Annotated in this window: 11 protein-coding genes and 1 tRNA gene; 5 read left to right on the forward strand and 7 right to left on the reverse strand. The window is 56.4% G+C overall.

Annotated features, from left to right (window positions below; translation table 11 throughout):
- Nucleotides 1–14: 14 nt before the first annotated feature.
- The gene (locus tag MUN82_RS05100) at nucleotides 15–2,333 is read right to left on the reverse strand and encodes a hypothetical protein (protein ID WP_245095474.1); all 2,319 of its coding nucleotides are present in this window, start codon (nucleotides 2,331–2,333) and stop codon (nucleotides 15–17) included.
- A 396-nt stretch (nucleotides 2,334–2,729) separates the two neighbouring features.
- On the opposite strand from MUN82_RS05100, the gene MUN82_RS05105 reads away from it, so the two are divergent.
- The 3 genes from MUN82_RS05105 (at nucleotide 2,730) to MUN82_RS05115 (ending at nucleotide 6,051) form a co-directional block, all read left to right on the forward strand.
- Entirely contained in the window at nucleotides 2,730–3,161 is a 432-nt protein-coding gene (locus MUN82_RS05105; protein ID WP_245095475.1) for a YsnF/AvaK domain-containing protein, read from the forward strand.
- Between the two features lie 53 nt (nucleotides 3,162–3,214).
- Complete coding sequence (locus MUN82_RS05110; RefSeq protein ID WP_245095476.1) at nucleotides 3,215–4,054, forward strand: YsnF/AvaK domain-containing protein; 840 nt, start codon at nucleotides 3,215–3,217, stop codon at nucleotides 4,052–4,054.
- A gap of 194 nt (nucleotides 4,055–4,248) precedes the next feature.
- The gene (locus tag MUN82_RS05115; RefSeq protein WP_245095477.1) at nucleotides 4,249–6,051 is read left to right on the forward strand and encodes a glycoside hydrolase family 15 protein; all 1,803 of its coding nucleotides are present in this window, start codon (nucleotides 4,249–4,251) and stop codon (nucleotides 6,049–6,051) included.
- 177 nt (nucleotides 6,052–6,228) lie between these two features.
- On the opposite strand, the gene MUN82_RS05120 is transcribed toward MUN82_RS05115, so the two are convergent.
- From MUN82_RS05120 to MUN82_RS05130, 3 genes are all read right to left on the reverse strand, one after another.
- Nucleotides 6,229–8,421, reverse strand: a complete 2,193-nt coding sequence (locus MUN82_RS05120) for a bifunctional alpha,alpha-trehalose-phosphate synthase (UDP-forming)/trehalose-phosphatase (protein ID WP_245095478.1) — start codon at nucleotides 8,419–8,421, stop codon at nucleotides 6,229–6,231.
- Nucleotides 8,422–8,989: 568 nt separating this feature from the next.
- The gene (locus MUN82_RS05125) at nucleotides 8,990–9,217 is read right to left on the reverse strand and encodes a hypothetical protein (protein WP_245095479.1); all 228 of its coding nucleotides are present in this window, start codon (nucleotides 9,215–9,217) and stop codon (nucleotides 8,990–8,992) included.
- A gap of 343 nt (nucleotides 9,218–9,560) precedes the next feature.
- Nucleotides 9,561–10,559, reverse strand: a complete 999-nt coding sequence (locus tag MUN82_RS05130; protein WP_262922838.1) for a chemotaxis protein CheB — start codon at nucleotides 10,557–10,559, stop codon at nucleotides 9,561–9,563.
- Between the two features lie 330 nt (nucleotides 10,560–10,889).
- On the opposite strand from MUN82_RS05130, the gene MUN82_RS05135 reads away from it, so the two are divergent.
- Both MUN82_RS05135 and MUN82_RS05140 read left to right on the forward strand, forming a co-directional pair.
- The gene (locus MUN82_RS05135) at nucleotides 10,890–13,808 is read left to right on the forward strand and encodes a CheR family methyltransferase (RefSeq protein WP_245095481.1); all 2,919 of its coding nucleotides are present in this window, start codon (nucleotides 10,890–10,892) and stop codon (nucleotides 13,806–13,808) included.
- Between the two features lie 134 nt (nucleotides 13,809–13,942).
- The gene (locus tag MUN82_RS05140; protein ID WP_245095482.1) at nucleotides 13,943–15,604 is read left to right on the forward strand and encodes a PAS domain-containing sensor histidine kinase; all 1,662 of its coding nucleotides are present in this window, start codon (nucleotides 13,943–13,945) and stop codon (nucleotides 15,602–15,604) included.
- A 5-nt stretch (nucleotides 15,605–15,609) separates the two neighbouring features.
- Here the strand turns inward: MUN82_RS05140 and MUN82_RS05145 are convergent, their stop codons facing one another.
- From MUN82_RS05145 to MUN82_RS05155, 3 genes are all read right to left on the reverse strand, one after another.
- Nucleotides 15,610–15,849 (reverse strand): hypothetical protein, encoded by a 240-nt coding sequence (locus MUN82_RS05145; RefSeq protein WP_245095483.1) that lies wholly within the window; start codon nucleotides 15,847–15,849, stop codon nucleotides 15,610–15,612.
- Nucleotides 15,850–16,109: 260 nt separating this feature from the next.
- Nucleotides 16,110–16,181, reverse strand: a tRNA-Glu gene (locus tag MUN82_RS05150).
- Between the two features lie 107 nt (nucleotides 16,182–16,288).
- Nucleotides 16,289–16,882 (reverse strand): hypothetical protein, encoded by a 594-nt coding sequence (locus MUN82_RS05155; protein WP_245095484.1) that lies wholly within the window; start codon nucleotides 16,880–16,882, stop codon nucleotides 16,289–16,291.
- Nucleotides 16,883–16,890: the final 8 nt, after the last annotated feature.

Here is a 16,890-nt window from a genome sequence, read left to right on the forward strand (position 1 = left end):
AACAGCTAGCGTAGTTATAAGCGTACGCCAATGCCTGGCCCAAACAGGAAAAACAACTTACCGCTGTTCACCAAGTAGCCCCCGCCGAGGTAGAGCGGGAAGGTGAGCTTAGCGTCGCTACGGGTAGGGTAAACCGAGCCCAATACCACAATGCCCAGGTCACGGTTGGCATTGTTTGTCTGGCTGAGGTTGAAGGCATTCAGCGCCACAAAGCCTGCCCCTACCTTGTAGGGCCGCGGCTTGTTAATCTTGTTGGGGTTGTAGAAAGTAAGCTGGGCTAGCGTAGCCAGGCTAATACCGCTAAAAGCTGTGTAATTGTTGTTTTCGCCAGTGCCATTGAGCTGCTTGGTAAGCAGGCCGGCTGGAAAGCTGATGTCGATGTCAAACTTCACTTTGCGCTGCAACACGAGGTCCAGCGTTTGAGAGTAGCCTTTGTCGCCGTATTGGCCGGCTTGGTGCTGCACGGTCACATAGATATGCGCCCAGTCGTCGAGGTCATAGGTTTTGCGCGAGAGCAAGCTATTTAGGTTGATATTACCTACTTGGCACTGTGGGTCGCGGTAGAAAGCGGCGCGCACCGAGTTGTCGCCGGGGCACACCACCACGTTTTCGATGGTGCGCATCTCAATCAGGTTGCCCTTGGCATCCTGCGTTCTAACCTGAAACGTGAGGTATTGCTTGCCATACAGCTGCTGCTCCGAGTCGATGGCGTTGGCGTCGAAGGAGAACACCACGTCGCGGACGGTGCGGGGGTAGAGGATGGGGCCGTTGAGAGTCGTAACGGGGCGGGCAGCCTCCCCAAAAGTCACCTTCACAAAATCCAGCGGGTGGGGGCGCTGAAACTCGCGCACGTTGAGGCCCTGCCCCGTGTTCTGGCTGCCGTTGTAAATCGCCACGCGCTTCTTATCAATGCCAATGGGCACCTGCAAACGGTAAATCACCGCCGACTCGGAGCGCACCGACGAATCGGAAGGCACCACGTGTACGTCCTCGAAGCGGAACGGCGCCTTCAGCAGCGACTCCCCCTCCAGGCGCACGTCTACCGTCTCGCCAGGATTTACATTCGTATTAGAGGTCCAGTCGCCACCACGGTGGCGCACGCTCACGGCGTTGATGGTGGTTTTGGGCGAGATATTGAAGTTGGTGATGTACTTAGGCTGGTCGCCGTCTTTGATGTAGAGGTAGCTATCCGTTTGGCGGTGGGTGTTGTACACGCGCAGCCAGCACAGCACCCGGTCGTTGGAGAGGTACTGGCGCGTGAAGATTTCAGCAATGAGCGCCCCGCCAGCTTCTTCCTGATCTTCTACCCGGTAGGTGTGCTTGAGGTCGAAGGTGCGGCCGTTGTCGAGGATGATTTCCACGCCTTTGCGGCGTGAGCTTTCGTCCAGCGTAATTTCCTTTTTATCAACGCTTAGAAAGCGTAAACGGCTGCTCTTTACCGTGAATTCCTGCCGAATAGGGGGCAGGGAATAACTCAGTTTGCGGCCATTTTCAATCAGGAAGGGCCGCTCGGTTTGCATGCGTAGCGTGATGCTGCGCGTACCTGTTACGTTGGGCAGCACGTGCAGCTTCAGGCCGCCGTTTTCTTGGGCCACGCGGTAGTCGATGTCCTGGCCGTGGGTCCACTCGCCGGTGGCACGCACGTTTTTTACGTTGTTGCTGGTCAGGTCAAACACCTTTTCTTCGCCCACAAACAGCTCCGTATCAGTGACGCGAAAGTCGAGCGAGGTGCGCGTGACGGGCAGCAACTGCACCGTTTGGGTGAACTGCGGGCCGCGCAGGCTGTCGAGGTTAGGCTGGGCAAAGGTGAGGCTGAGGTAGCGCACCCCCGTTAGGCCCTTAAAGCGGATTTTGGTGCGGTAGTACTCGTTGTTGACTGGCGTGAGCGAATCCAGCTGCTGAAAATCGGCAGAGCGCACCAGGCGCAGCGGCGCGCTGGGGTTCATGCGCACGGGGTAGGCCATAATCTCGGCCGTTTCGTCTTCCTGGCGGTAGTAGAAATACAGGTTCAGCTCGCCCTGCACATTAATCATGTTGCGGCTGAGGGCGTAGTTGGTGGTATCGGTGCGCAGCAGCAGCTCGCGCAGCAGCGTGGCGCTACGGGTGGCCGCAGGACTAACGGCTGTGGGGGCCGGTGCCTGGTTAGTGCGATAAGCAGGCGCAGGGGTAGCAGCCGGCACATCTGGCGCCGGAGCAGGACTGGTAGGCTGCTGCGCCCAGCTAATGGAGGGAGACAGCCACAACAGCACGAAAAACGATAACCAACCTGTGCCCTGCAGGGCACGACGCAAGGTAGAGGGCAATAGCACGGGCAGCAAAAAAGAAGCGGACAAACGAAGCAAGCGCCGAAGCGCAAGCAAAGGTAGGGCCACGAGGCCGATTCACGCAGAAATTTCGGTGCGCCTACCCTGCATTCGCCGGCCTGATATGGGTAGGACGACTTGCCCGCCAAGCCGATTTACAGTTTTTATCCGGGTAGGTCGGCCCGTCGGCTACAACCTTATTCTGCAACTTTTGGCCGGCCAGCAAAGCAAAGCCAAACGGACTGTTATGGAGCAGATAGGGAACATTACACCACCCCGGGGAGGTACGCAGAGTATGTGAATAGTACTATTGGTATAGAACAATAGCTCAGCGGTAGTAAATTGATTATCAATAACTTGATTGAGGTGTGGCCGTAAGAACGGACATATCATTTCAAACTTGATTTGGGTGAGAGCCCACGACCCATGCCTACCGATGAGCTTGCCAATCAACCACCGCATTCTTCGGCCAAAATTCTGGTGCTAGAGGAGCGGGCAGTCATTCACCGCGACGTAGTGGAGAGTGGCCGGGTACGCATTTCTAAAACTGTGCACGAGCATCAGGAAGAAGTAGATGTGATACTGCGCCACGAGGAAGTGCAGGTACAGCGCGTGGCCGTCAATGAGTTTGTGGCCGATGGGGTGGCGCCGCCTACCCCGCGCTACGAAGGCAGCACCCTGATTGTGCCAGTGGTGCGCGAAATCGTGATGAAGCGCCTGCTGATTGTGGAAGAACTGCACATTCTAAAGCAGCAAGTGGAAACGCACGAAACAGAAACTGTGACACTTCGCCGTGAAGAAGTGCACGTAGAGCGCCACCCAACCACTGAAGCAGATACGCCTTCGACAGATCAATAATTTTCACCTAACTCTATTACACCACTACACCCCAGCCTTTAACCCCTAAAACAATGACTCAGACCGTAATTGGAATGTTCGATACTGCCGCTCAGGCGCAATCTGCCGCTCAGCAACTTGCCGCCGCCGGCTTTAGCCTAGACCACGTGGATGTGGCCTCGCGCAATGATGACGACAACGCTACTGCCAACCGCGGCCGTTACCGCAATACCAACCATACTGAAGAAAGCACCAGCGACAGCGTCAGCGACTTTTTCAGCAACCTGTTCGGCGGTGATGACGATGACGACACTGCCCGTCGCTATGCTCATGCTGCCCGCGAAAGTGGCTCGCTGGTGACGGTGCACGCCCACTCGGCCGAAAACGCCCATCAAGCCGCCGAAATCCTGGACCGCTGCGGGGCCATCGACGTGAACGAGCGCGCCGAGCAATCGGGCTATAAGAACCAGGCGGCCACCGCCAATACAACCAATACCAATGCTGTTGCCAATACTACTGAAGGTGAAGTGTCGGCTAAGGTAATCGAGGAAAACTTGCAGGTAGGCAAGCGCGTGGAGCAAACTGGCGGTGCCCGTCTGCACAGCCGCATTATTGAGCGCCCGGTAGAAGCCAGCGTCCGTCTGCGGGAAGAACATGTGCACGTAGACCGCAAGCCCGTAGACCGCCCTGCTACCGAAGCCGATTTTGAGGCGTTTAAGGAGGGCGACATCGAAATAACGGAAAGCGCTGAGCGCGCCGTGGTGGGCAAAGAAGCCCGCGTGGTAGAAGAAGTGACGCTGGGTAAAGAAGTGACTGAGCGCGAAGAAACCGTGCATGATACCGTGCGCAAGACGGAAGTGGATGTGGAAAACCTGAGCGACCGTTCGGCCAACGACCCACGCCGCCAGAGCTAAGCTTATTTGTTTGCATACACCTTGTAGAAAAGACGGCTGCCTACAGCCGTCTTTTTTATTGCGCCTACTCCACAATGCCTGTTTTGCTAGCACAAGAGCAGTGGGCCGCGTAACCCAACACTACCCGGTGGGGTATTAGAAAAGCACCAGTAGCCCGCCATAGTGGCCGGGCCCTTCCTTTTTCCTCCTTCCGAATGACCACACTTCCCCCTACCTCCCGCACCCATACCTACAACATGGGACTAATTGGCAACTGCGCCTTCCTAGGCTTGATTGGTACTGACACGGCCGTGCGTTGGCTGTGCTGGCCCCGTTTCGACAGTAGCTTCGTATTTGGTAGTCTGCTCGATTCCCAAAAAGGAGGGGAATATAGTATTCGGCCCGCCGAAGGGGAGTTTCGGAGCAATCAATACTATCTCGACAACACCAACGTGCTGTGCACCGAGATAGAAACGCACGACGGTCGGTACCGCGTCACGGATTTTGCCCCGCGCTTTGGGCAGTACGAACGCAACTACAAGCCCCTGATGTTTGTGCGCAAGGTAGAGCCGTTGCAGGGTACGCCCCGCGTGCGCGTGCGTTGCCGGCCAGTAGGGCAGTACGGCGAGCAGGTGCTCAACCGCCGCCGCAGCTCCAACCACATTGCGTTTCTGGGCTTGGAAGAAGAAGTGCGCCTGACCACCAATATTCCGCTCACGTACGTGCTCGAAGACGAGGATTTTGTCCTGAACGACACGTTCTACCTAGTGCTCACCTACGGCGCCCCGCTGGAAGCGCCGCTGGAAAGCACCGCCGAGCGGTTTCTGCGCGAAACCACTCAGTACTGGCGCAAGTGGGTGAAAAGCATGAGCATTGGCACGTTTCATCAGGCGGCCGTCATTCGCTCGGCGCTGGCCCTAAAGCTGCACCAGTACGAAGACACGGGGGCCATCATTGCCGCTACTACTACCTCCCTACCCGAAGCGCCCGGCTCAGGCCGCAACTGGGACTACCGCTTCTGCTGGATGCGCGACACCTATTATATCCTCACGGCCTTCAACAACATTGGTCACTTTGAGGAGATGGAGCGCTATTTCCACTACATCGCCAATATCTCTACCAAGGTAGAAGACAAGTACCAGCCGCTGTACAGCATCAGCGGGGCTTCCAAGCTGATTGAGGAGGAGCTGGACTTAGAGGGCTACCTCGGCAACCGTCCCGTACGCATCGGCAACGACGCCTACACGCACATTCAGAACGACGTGTATGGGCAGGTGCTGGTGGCCCTGCTGCCGCTTTACGTGGATAGACGCTTTATCGACTTCGAGCGCACCCATACCGAAAAGCTGATCTACGATGCCCTGCGCCTGATTCGGCAGACTATGAACCAGCCCGACGCCGGGTTGTGGGAGTTCCGGACCCTGTCGCAGTATCATGCCTATACCTACCTATTCCACTGGGCCGGCAGCCACGCCGCGTGCAAGGTGGCCAGCTATTTCCGCAACCCCGAGATTCAGCAGATGGCACAGGAACTGATGGACGAGGCCGCCGACAAGATAGAGCAGTGCTACAACCAGCAACGCGGGGTGTATACCAACGCCATCGGCTCGCCCCACCTCGATGCCAGCACCATGCAGCTCATCCTGATGGGCTACCTCGACCCGGCGTCTGAAAAAGCCAAGCAGCACCTAGTAGAGCTGGAAAAAGAGCTGATGACCCCCGAAGGCCTGTTCTACCGCTACCGCCACGCCGACGACTTCGGCACGCCCGAAACCACCTTCCTGATCTGCTCTTTCTGGTACGTAGAGGCCCTAGCCGCCGTCGGTCGTCTCGACGAGGCCATCCGCGAGTTTGAGAAGCTGCTGCAATACACCAACCACCTGGGCCTGCTCTCCGAAGACGTGGACGCCAAAACCGGTTCGCAGTGGGGTAACTTCCCACAGGCCTACAGCCACGTAGGTTTGGTAAACGCCGCCTACCGCATCTCCAAAAAGCTGGACCGCCCGAACTTCTTGTAGAGTTTATCCACCCCGCAAGAAAACGCGTGTCCTCCTGAGCGCAGCGAAGGACCTTCTCACGGTAGAACGACAGACGTAACAACGACTCGTTTTACCGTGAGAAGATCCTTCGCTGCGCTCAGGAGGACACGCGTTTTTGTTCTAAGTTATAAAATCACTAAGCAATAAATGAGCGCCCTACTGCGGCACGCTCACTTCGGCCAGGCTCTGTAGCAGCTCCTGCACCTCCGCAGTGCCGGGCAAGTGAAAGCGGGCCAGCGAGCGGTTGTTGCGGCCTACCTTGATGGTGAATGCCTCCTCAGGCATCGCGCCGAAGGTGTCCTCGTCGGTACGGTCGTCGCCAATGGCGAGGATGAAATCGGGCTCATATGTAGCTACCCAGCGGGCGGCAGCGGTGCCCTTGTTGATGCCGGCGGCTTTAATCTCAATCACCTTATTGCCCTCTAGCACTTGCAGGTCGCTGTTGCTGGTCAGGAAGCTGAGGTGGCTGATAAGCTCGCGCACGCGCACGGCGGCCAGTTCGGCGTCGGCGCGGCGGTAATGCCACACCAGCGAGAAGTCCTTGTCTTCGATGAACGACCCGGCCGTACGGCTCACGTACAGCTCCAGGGTAGGACGAATTTCCTTCATCCAATCGTTGCGCATGGGCTGAAACAGCGTCCATTCCTGGCCCGCAGCTCGCAGCCATACGCCGTGCTCGGCAATAAAATCAACCGGCAAGTGGCCCAGCCACCGTTGCAGCGTCTGCCGGTCGCGCCCGCTGATAATCACCACACGGTTGTGTGGATCGGCGCTCAGCGTGGCCAGCAGTTCCAGCATTTGCGCCGAGGGTGCCGCCTTCTGCGGATTGGGATGGAAGGGAGCCAGCGTGCCGTCGTAGTCGAGCAGAAGCAGGCGTTGCGAAGTGGTGGTGTACTGTTGGCGTAGGGTAGCAGCTTCCTCCGCGTCGAGCATCTCAGTAGCCAGGGTCATTTGTTTGATTTTAGTGTACACCAGACGGTCCATAAACAGCCTTGTCCAGTGATAAACGTTGTAGTGCTGCACCAGCGCCTGCATATTGGCCAAGCGCATTTTCTGTTCTTCCTCGGGCATGATTAGCGCCTCGTGCATGGCCTCCGCCAACTGGTTCATGTCGGAGGGGTTGATGAGCAGGGCGTCGGACAACTCGCGGGCAGCGCCGGCCCGCTCGCTCAGGATCAGCACCCCGCTGCGGTCGGCTTTGCTGGCAATGAACTCCTTGCATACCAGGTTCATACCGTCGCGGATAGGCGTTACCAGCGCTACCTCGGCCATGCGGTACAGGGCCGTTAGCTCCTCCAGGGGTAGGGAGCGGTAGAAGTAGTGAATGGGATTCCAGGTGATGGTGCGGTACTCCGCGTTGATTCGTCCCACCAGCTCATCGATTTCCTCCTTCAACTCCTGATACTGGGCTACCTGGTCGCGCGAGGGCACTACCAGCATAATCAGCGTAGCCTGGCCTTGCCACTCGGGGTAGCGCTGGAGCAGCAGCTCAAAGGCTCGTAGGCGCTGGGCAATGCCCTTGGTGTAGTCGAGCCGGTCGATAGACAGGATGATGCGGGCGTTGGGCAGGGCTGCCAGGTAGTTCTGCTCGTGCTCCTGCGCCACCTCCGAGGCCGCGGCATTGGCGTAGCGCTCGTAGTCGATGCCCATCGGAAACGCATCAATCAGCACCGTGCGGTTCTTCAGTTCCAGGCGGCCGTTCTGGCTGGGGTAGCCCAGCAGCTGCGACACCGAGCTGAGGAAGTGACGCATATAGCCAAAGGTGTGGAAACCAATCAAATCGGCGCCCAGCATACCCTCCAGCAGCTGCGTGCGCCAGGGTAGGGCGCGCAGCAGCTCGTACGACGGAAATGGGATGTGCAGGAAAAAGCCAATGGTGCTGTGGGGTCGGGCTTTGCGCAGCATCTGCGGCAGCAGCAGCAGCTGGTAGTCGTGCACCCAAATGGTATCGTCGTCGCCGGCTGCTTCCAGCACGGCTTCACAGTATTTCCGGTTTACGGCCACGTAGGTTTCCCAATGCTGCTCGTTGTACACGGCATACTGGCTGAAGTAGTGGAAGGTAGGCCACAGCGTTTCGTTGCTGAAGCCTTCATAAAACCCCCTAATCTCGTCGTCGTTGAGGAAAACCGGCTGCATGCTGTCGGCCCGCAGCTGCGTTGTTATCTGTTGTCGCTCCGTTTCGTCGTCTACTACCAGGCCCGGCCAACCGATCCACACGTTTCCTTCGGCCCGGTAGATAGAGCCCAGCCCCGTTGCCAAGCCGCCCTCACTGGGCGTAAAAGCCAAGTCGTTGTCGGTACGCTGTACTTTGGTAGGCAAACGGTTAGAAACAATAATAATACGCGACATAGAAAGGAAGATTGGTGAAAGAAAGAGTAGGCATTCAAATACTAAGTGGTACGTAGCGAAATTGTTTATTCCCGCACCGGAATAACGATTATCGTAATCGATAGGTTGGATCAGTGCTCGGCAAACACAGCTGCTGGTAGTAGATTTTCTGCTTTGTCCGGTACTATGGCTACCGTTCCAGGTACATAGTATACTATTTCAAAAATGGAAATAGAGGTAACCTAGCCGACCCTACTATTATCCCCCTGATACTCATATAGCCCTTCCACCATTCTAGGTCGAAAGTGATGCGGCTTATTGAGTAGCGTCTATCAATTGCCAATGCACTGCTGCAAATAGGCGTGCTTGCTTTGGAAAATGTAAAAGCTGTGTAGTATCACCTATTCTAAATATCTGGTGCTTTGTAATTCTGAATAGAGATGGGTAAGTAAATAATTTCTGCTGTACTGGGTAGGCGTATAGTATAACAGCTATTGTCTGCCTTCCGGACCATCCAGCCGGGTAGGGATAAAAATAAAAATCCGACCAGATAGGACTGGTCGGATTATATAAGACAGGCTGAGGGAAACTACTCTGCTGCTTCTGTTTTACGCGGACGGCCGGGCTTGCGGGCACCCTCGGCGCGTGGCTTGCGCTCCTTAGGGGTAGGCGAGTAACCGGGTTGCAGCATTTCGTTTAGCTCTTCTAGCAGCGAATTTACTTTCGTTACGTTTTTGCGAATCTGGTTGAGTAGTTGCTCGTTGGTGGCAGCGTTGTCAACAATTTCCTGTAGGCGGGCAATATCCATGGTTGCCATTATGTGTTGAATTATGAGTTTAAATTAACATGTTGTAAATGTTACGAGACAAATATAGGACTAGTTTCTTATAGGAAACAATAAAAAATAAATCAAGCAGCGCATCCCCAACGATAATTTGTTTTGCTGAAATTGTTTTTCACTTCCTTTGGTCAAATATTATCTACGCTTTTTGTGTAAGCAGTTATTAGGAAGTGTTTATCTGTCGTTGTCAGGAGCCAACAAGAGTGGAAAATATACCGCCTGATAACGATTTTCCTGCAGGAGAATTCATATAAGTAGTTCAGCAGTAGAATTTAAAATGCAATTGCTGCCGCTTACCGTAATAAAAGCATAGTGAGACTCAGCGCTGATCGGCGTTTGCGTTGCTGCTCAGCAAAAATTCACGCAGCCGATTGATATGCTGCTTAATTTCCTTGATGCGCTCTTGCTGTCGTGTGCTCCAATACCCATTGTGGCTGGCCATCGTGGTGAGCAGGTTTTTGCGCTCTTCCATCATGCGCAGGGCCACCCACAGCGTTTCTTCCATTTCATGCTGCGAGCTTTCGAGGAGAGCTTCGGCGGTATAGGCGTGGCCGGTGTGGCAACGGAAGCGTAGCACGTTGCCCTCATTCACTTCCCAGAGGTTGCCGCCGCAACCAGGACAGGTGAGTGGTACCTGATGTCCTATTTCATTGACTTGCTCGGTAGCGCCCATAACACGCTCAGCAATAGCTGCTTCTATCTGCAGATCGTGCGGAACGTGTAAGCGCTGGTGTGCAGTAGCGGTTCCTGCGCCCACTAGCTCCCGTAGTAGTGCGCCCATCTGGCTGAGGGGCACCACATAATCGACGGCCACGTGGCGCAGGGCGCTTTCGGGCATGCTGGCAAACTCGGCCTCGGTGGGGTCTTGTACCACCGCAGTACCACCGCAGCGTTTCACAAAGTCGAGGCCAGCCGTGCCGTCGTAGAGCAGGCCTGTGAGCACTACGCCAATCACGTGAGAGTCGAAGGCTACGGCGGCCGAGCGAAACAGCGTGTCGGCGGCGGGGCGGTAGTTGTTCTCGTGTGGGCCTTTCGTTACCAGCAGGCGGTCTTCGCGCGTGAGCAAGTGCCGGTCGGGCGGGGCCAGATAGAGGTGGCCGGCCTGCAAAGGCATCTGGTCTACAGCCAGTTGGCAATGCAGCGTTGTGTGCGCGGCCAGGCGTTCCACCAGTAGTTCGCCCGTCGAGTTGGGAGCTAGGTGCTGCACTACTAGCACGGCGGCCGGGAGCGTGGCCGGGAGCTGCGCCACTAGCTGGATAAGGGCAGACATGCCACCGGCAGAAGTACCGATAACGATGAGAGACGAGGGAAGAGCCACAAAAATATAACGGGTTAAGGTAGAACGCCAGGCGTTGAATTACCAGGTACTACGTAGCCAAACGCTGGGTTGCTTATGCCGAAATGCTTTATTTTAATAGAAATTTGTCGGTTTAAGTCTGCGTGTTTCATCTACTGTTCAGCTGTTTCCTCTCTCTGATTTCTTACTAGTTGGTATGGGTTCCTCCAAACAATCTTCACACCTCGACAGCAGTCAAACCACCGGACCCACCAAGAAAGCTACTGTTGCTGCTACCCCGGCCCGGCTCATTCAGGAGCCATCGGGGGGGTAGGGGACACGCCGGCTGGCAGCGAAAGCGACCGGTTTCCGGTGGTAGCGTTGGGTGGCTCGGCGGGTTCTCTGGAAGCGTTTGAGCAGTTTTTTCGGTATTTACCGGTCCGTACGGGGGTAGCCTATGTGGTCGTAACGCACTTATCGCCTACGCAGGATGGAGAGCTACTGCAGGTAATCGCCCATTTCACTTCCATGCCCGTGCTAGAGGCAAAGGACGGCATGCGGGTACGACCCAACCACGTATTTGTGATTCCGCCCAACTACGATTTGAGTCTGCTGCACGGAAGCTTCTACCTGCTTAAGCCTACCCAGACGCCGGGGCGGCGCCTCCCCATTGATTTTTTTCTGCAAAGCCTGGCCAAAGACGCACGCGAGCGAGCCGTGTGCATCATCTTCTCGGGCATGGGCTCCGATGGCAGCCTGGGCCTGAAGCTGATTATGGAAAACTTTGGGATGGTGATGGTGCAGGACCCCGAAACGGCCCTCTACGATTCGATGCCCCGTGCCGCCATGGCTACCGAGTTTGTCGACTTTGTGCTGGCGCCGGAGCTGATGCCCACTAAGCTGCTCGACTATGTGGAGCGCCCCCTGCTGGGGCGCCCGCCCCGCCCCAGCGACACCCGCGACGAGGTGGACAACAAACCGGCCCACGCGCTGCAGAAAATCTTTCTGCTTATTCGCTCCCAAACCGGCCACGACTTCAGCTACTACAAGCGCAATACGGTATTTCGGCGCATCGAGCGGCGCATGAATGCCCACCAGATCAAGGAGTTCACGCAGTATGTGCGCTACCTGCAGGAAAACCCCCACGAGGTAGAGCAGCTATTTCGGGAGCTGCTGATTGGGGTTACCAAGTTTTTTCGCGACCACGAAGCCTTTGAGCATCTGAAAATGCACATGCGCTCGGTGGTACAGCACAAAGAAAACGACAGCACCATTCGGGTGTGGGCGCCCGGTTGCTCTACCGGCGAAGAAGCCTACTCCCTGACCATGCTGCTGCTCGAGTGCCTGGACACGGTAGACCCAGGTCGCTACCTTAAGATTCAGATATTTGCCACCGACATCAGCGCCGACAGCATCGACTTCGCCCGCGCCGGGCTCTACCCCGAAAATATTGCGGCCGATGTGAGCCCGGAGCGGTTGCAGCGCTTCTTTCAGAAAGTCGACGGCCACTACCAGATTCGAAAGGAAGTGCGTGATTTGGTGGTGTTTGCCCTGCACAATATCAACAAGGATGCGCCCTTCACGAAGCTGGACCTGCTCTGCTGCCGCAACCTGCTGATTTACCTGAGCGGGGAGTTGCAGAAAAACCTGCTGCCCGTGTTTCACTACGCGCTCAATCCCAAAGGCCTGCTGTTTTTGGGGCCGAGTGAGAACATTACGGGCTTCCAGGACTTGTTTCAGCCGCTGGATGTGAAATGGAAAATTTCACGTCGTACCGAAACGGCATCGTCGCTACCCCGGCTTGCCAACTTCCCCTTTTCTTTATCAAGCCATCCCCTGGCTTCGGTTGTATCGCCTGTGCTCGTTCCTGCTTCTGCCTCTGCCCGCCGCGAAGGGGGGGCTTTTGCTTTCCTTATTCAAAAAGAGCTGCTACGCACATACGCTCCGCCGGCGGTGGTCATCAACAGCAAGGGAGAAATCCTGTACGTGAACGGCCGCACTGGCAAGTACCTGGAGCCTGCCCCCGGCCTGAGCGGCATGAACCTGTTTGAAATGGCCCGCGAGGAGCTGAATTTCGAAATCAGTGGGGCTGTATACCGGGCCACGCAGTCGCACGAGGATGTGGTGATTGACAACGTGCGGGTGCGTACTGATATGGGCCAGCAGATGCTCCGGCTGTCGGTGCGGCACCTGGGCGAAACCGAAACCCTGGCGGGGCTGCTGCTGGTGGTATTCGAAGACCAGCCTACCCCCCGCCGCCTGCGCCTGGGCAAGCAGAGCGTATCGCTTGAGCAGCGCAACGATGCCGCCTCGGCCCTCGAGAAAGAGCTGCAGTATACCAAACACCGCCTCCAGACCACCATTGAGGAGATGGAAAGCAGCCTGGAGGAGCTGAAAAGCACCAACGAGGAGCTACAGTCGGCCAACGAGGAGCTACAAAGCACCAACGAGGAGGCCATGACCAACAAGGAGGAAATGCAGAGCCTGAACGAGGAGCTGATGACGCTGAACATGCAGTACATGGCGCGCACGGAGGAGCTGACGCAATCGGCCAACGACATGAAAAACCTGCTCGACGCCACCGAAATTGCTATTATCTTCCTCGACAACGACATGCTGGTGAAGCGCTTTACGCCCCCTGTGAGCCGCATCATCAACCTCATGCCTGCCGACGTGGGTAGGCCCCTCATGCACTTTGCCTCCAACCTGCGCTACGAGTACCTCATCCGCGACGTGCAGCAGGTGCTGAGTCGCCTTACCAGCCTGGAAATCAACCTACAGGCCACTAACGGGCAGTGGTATACCATGCGTATTCTGCCCTACCGCACCCTCGACAACTATATCAGTGGGGCCGTTATCACCTTCACGGAAATAACCAGCCTCAAGCAGATGGAGCAGCAGCTACAGGAAAGCGTGCGCTTCGCGGCCAGCATTCAGGAGGCTGTGCGCGAGCCTCAACTCACGCTCGACAACCAACTACAGGTGCTGACTGCCAGCCGGTCCTTCGCGGAGGCTTTTCGGGAGCAGAGCGACCAGCTGCCAGGCAAACGACTTTTGCACCTCAACGGGGGCGCCTGGGACAAACCCGAGCTGCGCCAGCACCTGCACCAGCTGCTCGATGCTGCATCGGAGCAGGCAGAGTTCAATGACCTGGTGCTGGACATGATGTTGCCGGAAATAGGGCGGCGGCAGGTAGTGCTATATGGTAGGCGGCTACTATACCAGGGGCAGCCTACCCAGCAAGTGCTACTAGGGGTGAGAAGTATAGGAGCTGCCGCGGCTGGCGCCTGAGTAGATTAGGTGGAAAGAATAATCCGCTTGCTGCCGCTGAAACGTAGGAAGTGGTTGCGCCGCCGGATGGCATCCGGCGGCCACTGTACGCTCTAGCAGTATCTTGTTTAGGTGGGTCTTATCGGTTTTGCACTATGGAATGGTCTGAAGAAGGAGAGCAGGCGCAGGATGCTTCCCGCTCCCGGATAGCACTGGATAAGTTGCGCCGCCGTGCCGAGCAACGCCGCCAGCTGGTGACGCATGCTACCCCAGCCGACGTATCGGCTGAGATGCGCCAGCTGGTGCAAGAGTTACAGGTACAACAGATTGAGCTGGAAATGCAGTACGAAGAGCTGCTCTTGGCCCAAGTGGAAGTCGAGAAAGGCCGTGCGCAGTATATCGATCTGTATGAGTTTGCGCCCGTGGGCTACTGTACTGTAGCTGCCAATGGACAGTTGCAGCAGCTGAACCTGCACACCAGCCAACTGCTGGGCCTCCCGCGGCAGCAGCTTCTGGGGCGGCGTCTTACGCTGTTCGTAGAGCTGAATAGCCGGGGACAGTTCGTGGATTTTTTGCAGGCGATGGTCACAACCGGGCAACATCAGACGCTGACGCTGCCTATGCGCCGCGCCGACGATAGTGTGTTCTACGCCCGTCTGGAGGGAATGGCCGCCCCTACCGACTCGGCCGAACCCTGCTGCCGGTTGGCCCTGTTCGACGTAACCGAACAACGGCATGTTTACAACGCGCTGGTTACCAGGGAGAAAAGATTTAAGACGCTTTTTGAGAAAAGCGAAGACGGGATGCTGCTGCTACGCGACAACCGGTTTGTGGACTGCAACAATAGCGTGCTGCGGGCGCTACAACTCACGGATAAAAAGGCTTTACTCGGGCAGCATGCCTCTGCCTTCTCGCCCGAGCGTCAGCCCGATGGCCAGCTGTCCTATGTCCTTGCCGACCGGTACTGGCAGGAAGCCGTGCAGCGCGGTTCCTGCCGGTTTGAGTGGTATCGGTTGCGGGGCAATGGTGAGCCATTTTGGGAGGAGGTGCTACTCACGGCTATTCCCGAGGAGGAAGGAACTCACTTGGTACATGCCAGCTGGCGCGACATCACAGACCGTAAGCAAGCCGAGGCTGAGCGGGCCACCCAGCAGCAGCGCCTCGCCGATGCCGTGCTGAACGCACAGGAAGCCGAAAAACGCCGCATAGCCGAGTCGCTGCACAATGGGCTGGGACAGTCGCTGTATGCCGCCAAGCTGCACCTCGATCATATCAGGGTAGGCGACGACCACGCGTCGCAACAAGCCAAAACGAAGGTGGCGCAACTGTTGTCTAGCGCCATCAAGCAAACACGCACGTTGTCGCACCAGCTGGTGCCCACTACCCTGGAAGATTTTGGCCTGGAGGCTGCCGTTAAGGATATCTGCCAGATCTGCAGCAGTCCTACGTTGCAGTTGCGCTGCCACGTGCAGACTTTGCCACTTGGCATTTCCAAAAACCTACAAGTAGCCGTGTACCGGATGGCGCAGGAGTTAGCCAATAATATTGTGAAGCACGCCCAGGCCACCCAGGCGCACCTGCACCTCCGGGCAGGAAACGGCTGCATTATACTGGAGGCGCACGACAACGGCCGCGGTTTCGACGTACAGCAGTCTTCTTCAAATGGGTTGGGGCTAAGCGCCCTGCGCGACCGGGTGCGACTGCTGGATGGAATTCTAGCCATTCACTCGGAGGCGGAGAGCGGCACCGACATTACAATTTCCCTACCCCTAGCTGCCAGTCAATCGGCCATTACACTCCCCTCGCAGGGCAGATAAGCGGCTTATTGCGGCTGATGGTCGGAGCCGAAAGGTACAGGCGAGGGTAGGGCGCTTGGCGCGGCCAGCAGGTCGCAGACTTCCTGCCAGCTAAGCTCGCCGGCCACATATCGCTGGTATAATACCTGCGCGGGCGCGGGCGTTTTGAGGCCCATATTTTCTCGCACAACCAGCATTTGTCGAAGCACGTGCGCCCGCTGCTGCGGCGTTTGAGCAAAAGGACCAAACTTAGGATTGTGAGCCATGAGAATAATGGAAAGGAGGAGATAGAGCGAGTAACAAAAGTGCAGAATAGTATATTGAATATCAATCGTATTAACCCGTAAGTCGCTTAGTAACAACTACGTAATTAGAGATAAAGGTAATGGGGTAGGCAGGTCGGTACGACTGCCCACGAGCAGGTAGAAATACGCAGACGACTCGCGGGTAAATTCTGATACGATTGGCCGGCACAATAAAAAAGGCCTTCTGCTGGGGAGCAGAAGGCCTTGCAAAGCGGGGGCAGTAGTCCGTAGGGGAATCGAACCCCTGTTGGCAGAATGAAAATCTGCAGTCCTAACCCCTAGACGAACGGACCAGATAACTAGACCCCTTGCGCTTTGGTGCTGCAAAGGTAATAGGAGAAAACAAGAATGCAAGCAGCTCGTCAAAAAAATATTATTGCAGCCTTTAAGTAGTCGTAGCTTACTGAGAGCCGGCGCTAGCAGTATTAAACAACGGGCGGCGCTTGAGCATGTAGCGAAAATACGTGTTGCTGGTTGCCGGATTCGTAACCGCACCATTGGGAAGGACCTCCCAGCCATTATCATAGAAAAAATTAAGAATAGCGGCCTCGCTAGGAAATTTGCGCTTTCGGTCGGCTTCCCGCGCAGGCAGCACGCCTTCGCTCACCGAAAAAGTGTAGTAGAAGCCTCTGAAGTAGACCTCGACTGTGCCGTAAACGGGTGCGGTTGGTGTTGTGAGCGGAATAGGTGCTTGGTAGCGGCTTACGAGTGCCTCTGCCAGCTTATCCAGATTACGGATGGGGGTATAATAGGGCTTCTGCTTATGCTCTACCACGGCCCAGCCAGTATTCAGAAAGCCAATTACCATGGCCATGTCCTGGTTGGTGAGTACCTGCGCTGGTGCAGTTGCCGTATCAGCTAGGGTTGTATACAGGGGAGTGTTGGTATACAGCAGGCGAAAATGACTTTTAGGAATGGCAGTGTAGGGCTGCTGTGCGTAGCTGCTGCTACCGAGAAGCAGCCCAACAAGAGAAAAACCGAGGAAGCGAAGCATAGGAGTGG

The organism is Hymenobacter aerilatus (genome assembly GCF_022921095.1).
In the GTDB taxonomy this organism is placed as follows: Bacteria; Bacteroidota; Bacteroidia; order Cytophagales; family Hymenobacteraceae; genus Hymenobacter; species Hymenobacter aerilatus.

What these genes read in the sequence shown, in the direction of transcription:
- MUN82_RS05105 (WP_245095475.1), top strand. Translation starts at nt 2,730, where the DNA reads ATGCCTACCGATGAGCTTGCCAATCAACCACCGCATTCTTCGGCCAAA.
- MUN82_RS05110 (WP_245095476.1), top strand. Translation starts at nt 3,215, where the DNA reads ATGACTCAGACCGTAATTGGAATGTTCGATACTGCCGCTCAGGCGCAA.
- MUN82_RS05115 (WP_245095477.1), top strand. Translation starts at nt 4,249, where the DNA reads ATGACCACACTTCCCCCTACCTCCCGCACCCATACCTACAACATGGGA.
- MUN82_RS05120 (WP_245095478.1), bottom strand. Translation starts at nt 8,421, where the DNA reads ATGTCGCGTATTATTATTGTTTCTAACCGTTTGCCTACCAAAGTACAG.
- MUN82_RS05125 (WP_245095479.1), bottom strand. Translation starts at nt 9,217, where the DNA reads ATGGCAACCATGGATATTGCCCGCCTACAGGAAATTGTTGACAACGCT.
- MUN82_RS05140 (WP_245095482.1), top strand. Translation starts at nt 13,943, where the DNA reads ATGGAATGGTCTGAAGAAGGAGAGCAGGCGCAGGATGCTTCCCGCTCC.
- MUN82_RS05145 (WP_245095483.1), bottom strand. Translation starts at nt 15,849, where the DNA reads ATGGCTCACAATCCTAAGTTTGGTCCTTTTGCTCAAACGCCGCAGCAG.
- MUN82_RS05155 (WP_245095484.1), bottom strand. Translation starts at nt 16,882, where the DNA reads ATGCTTCGCTTCCTCGGTTTTTCTCTTGTTGGGCTGCTTCTCGGTAGC.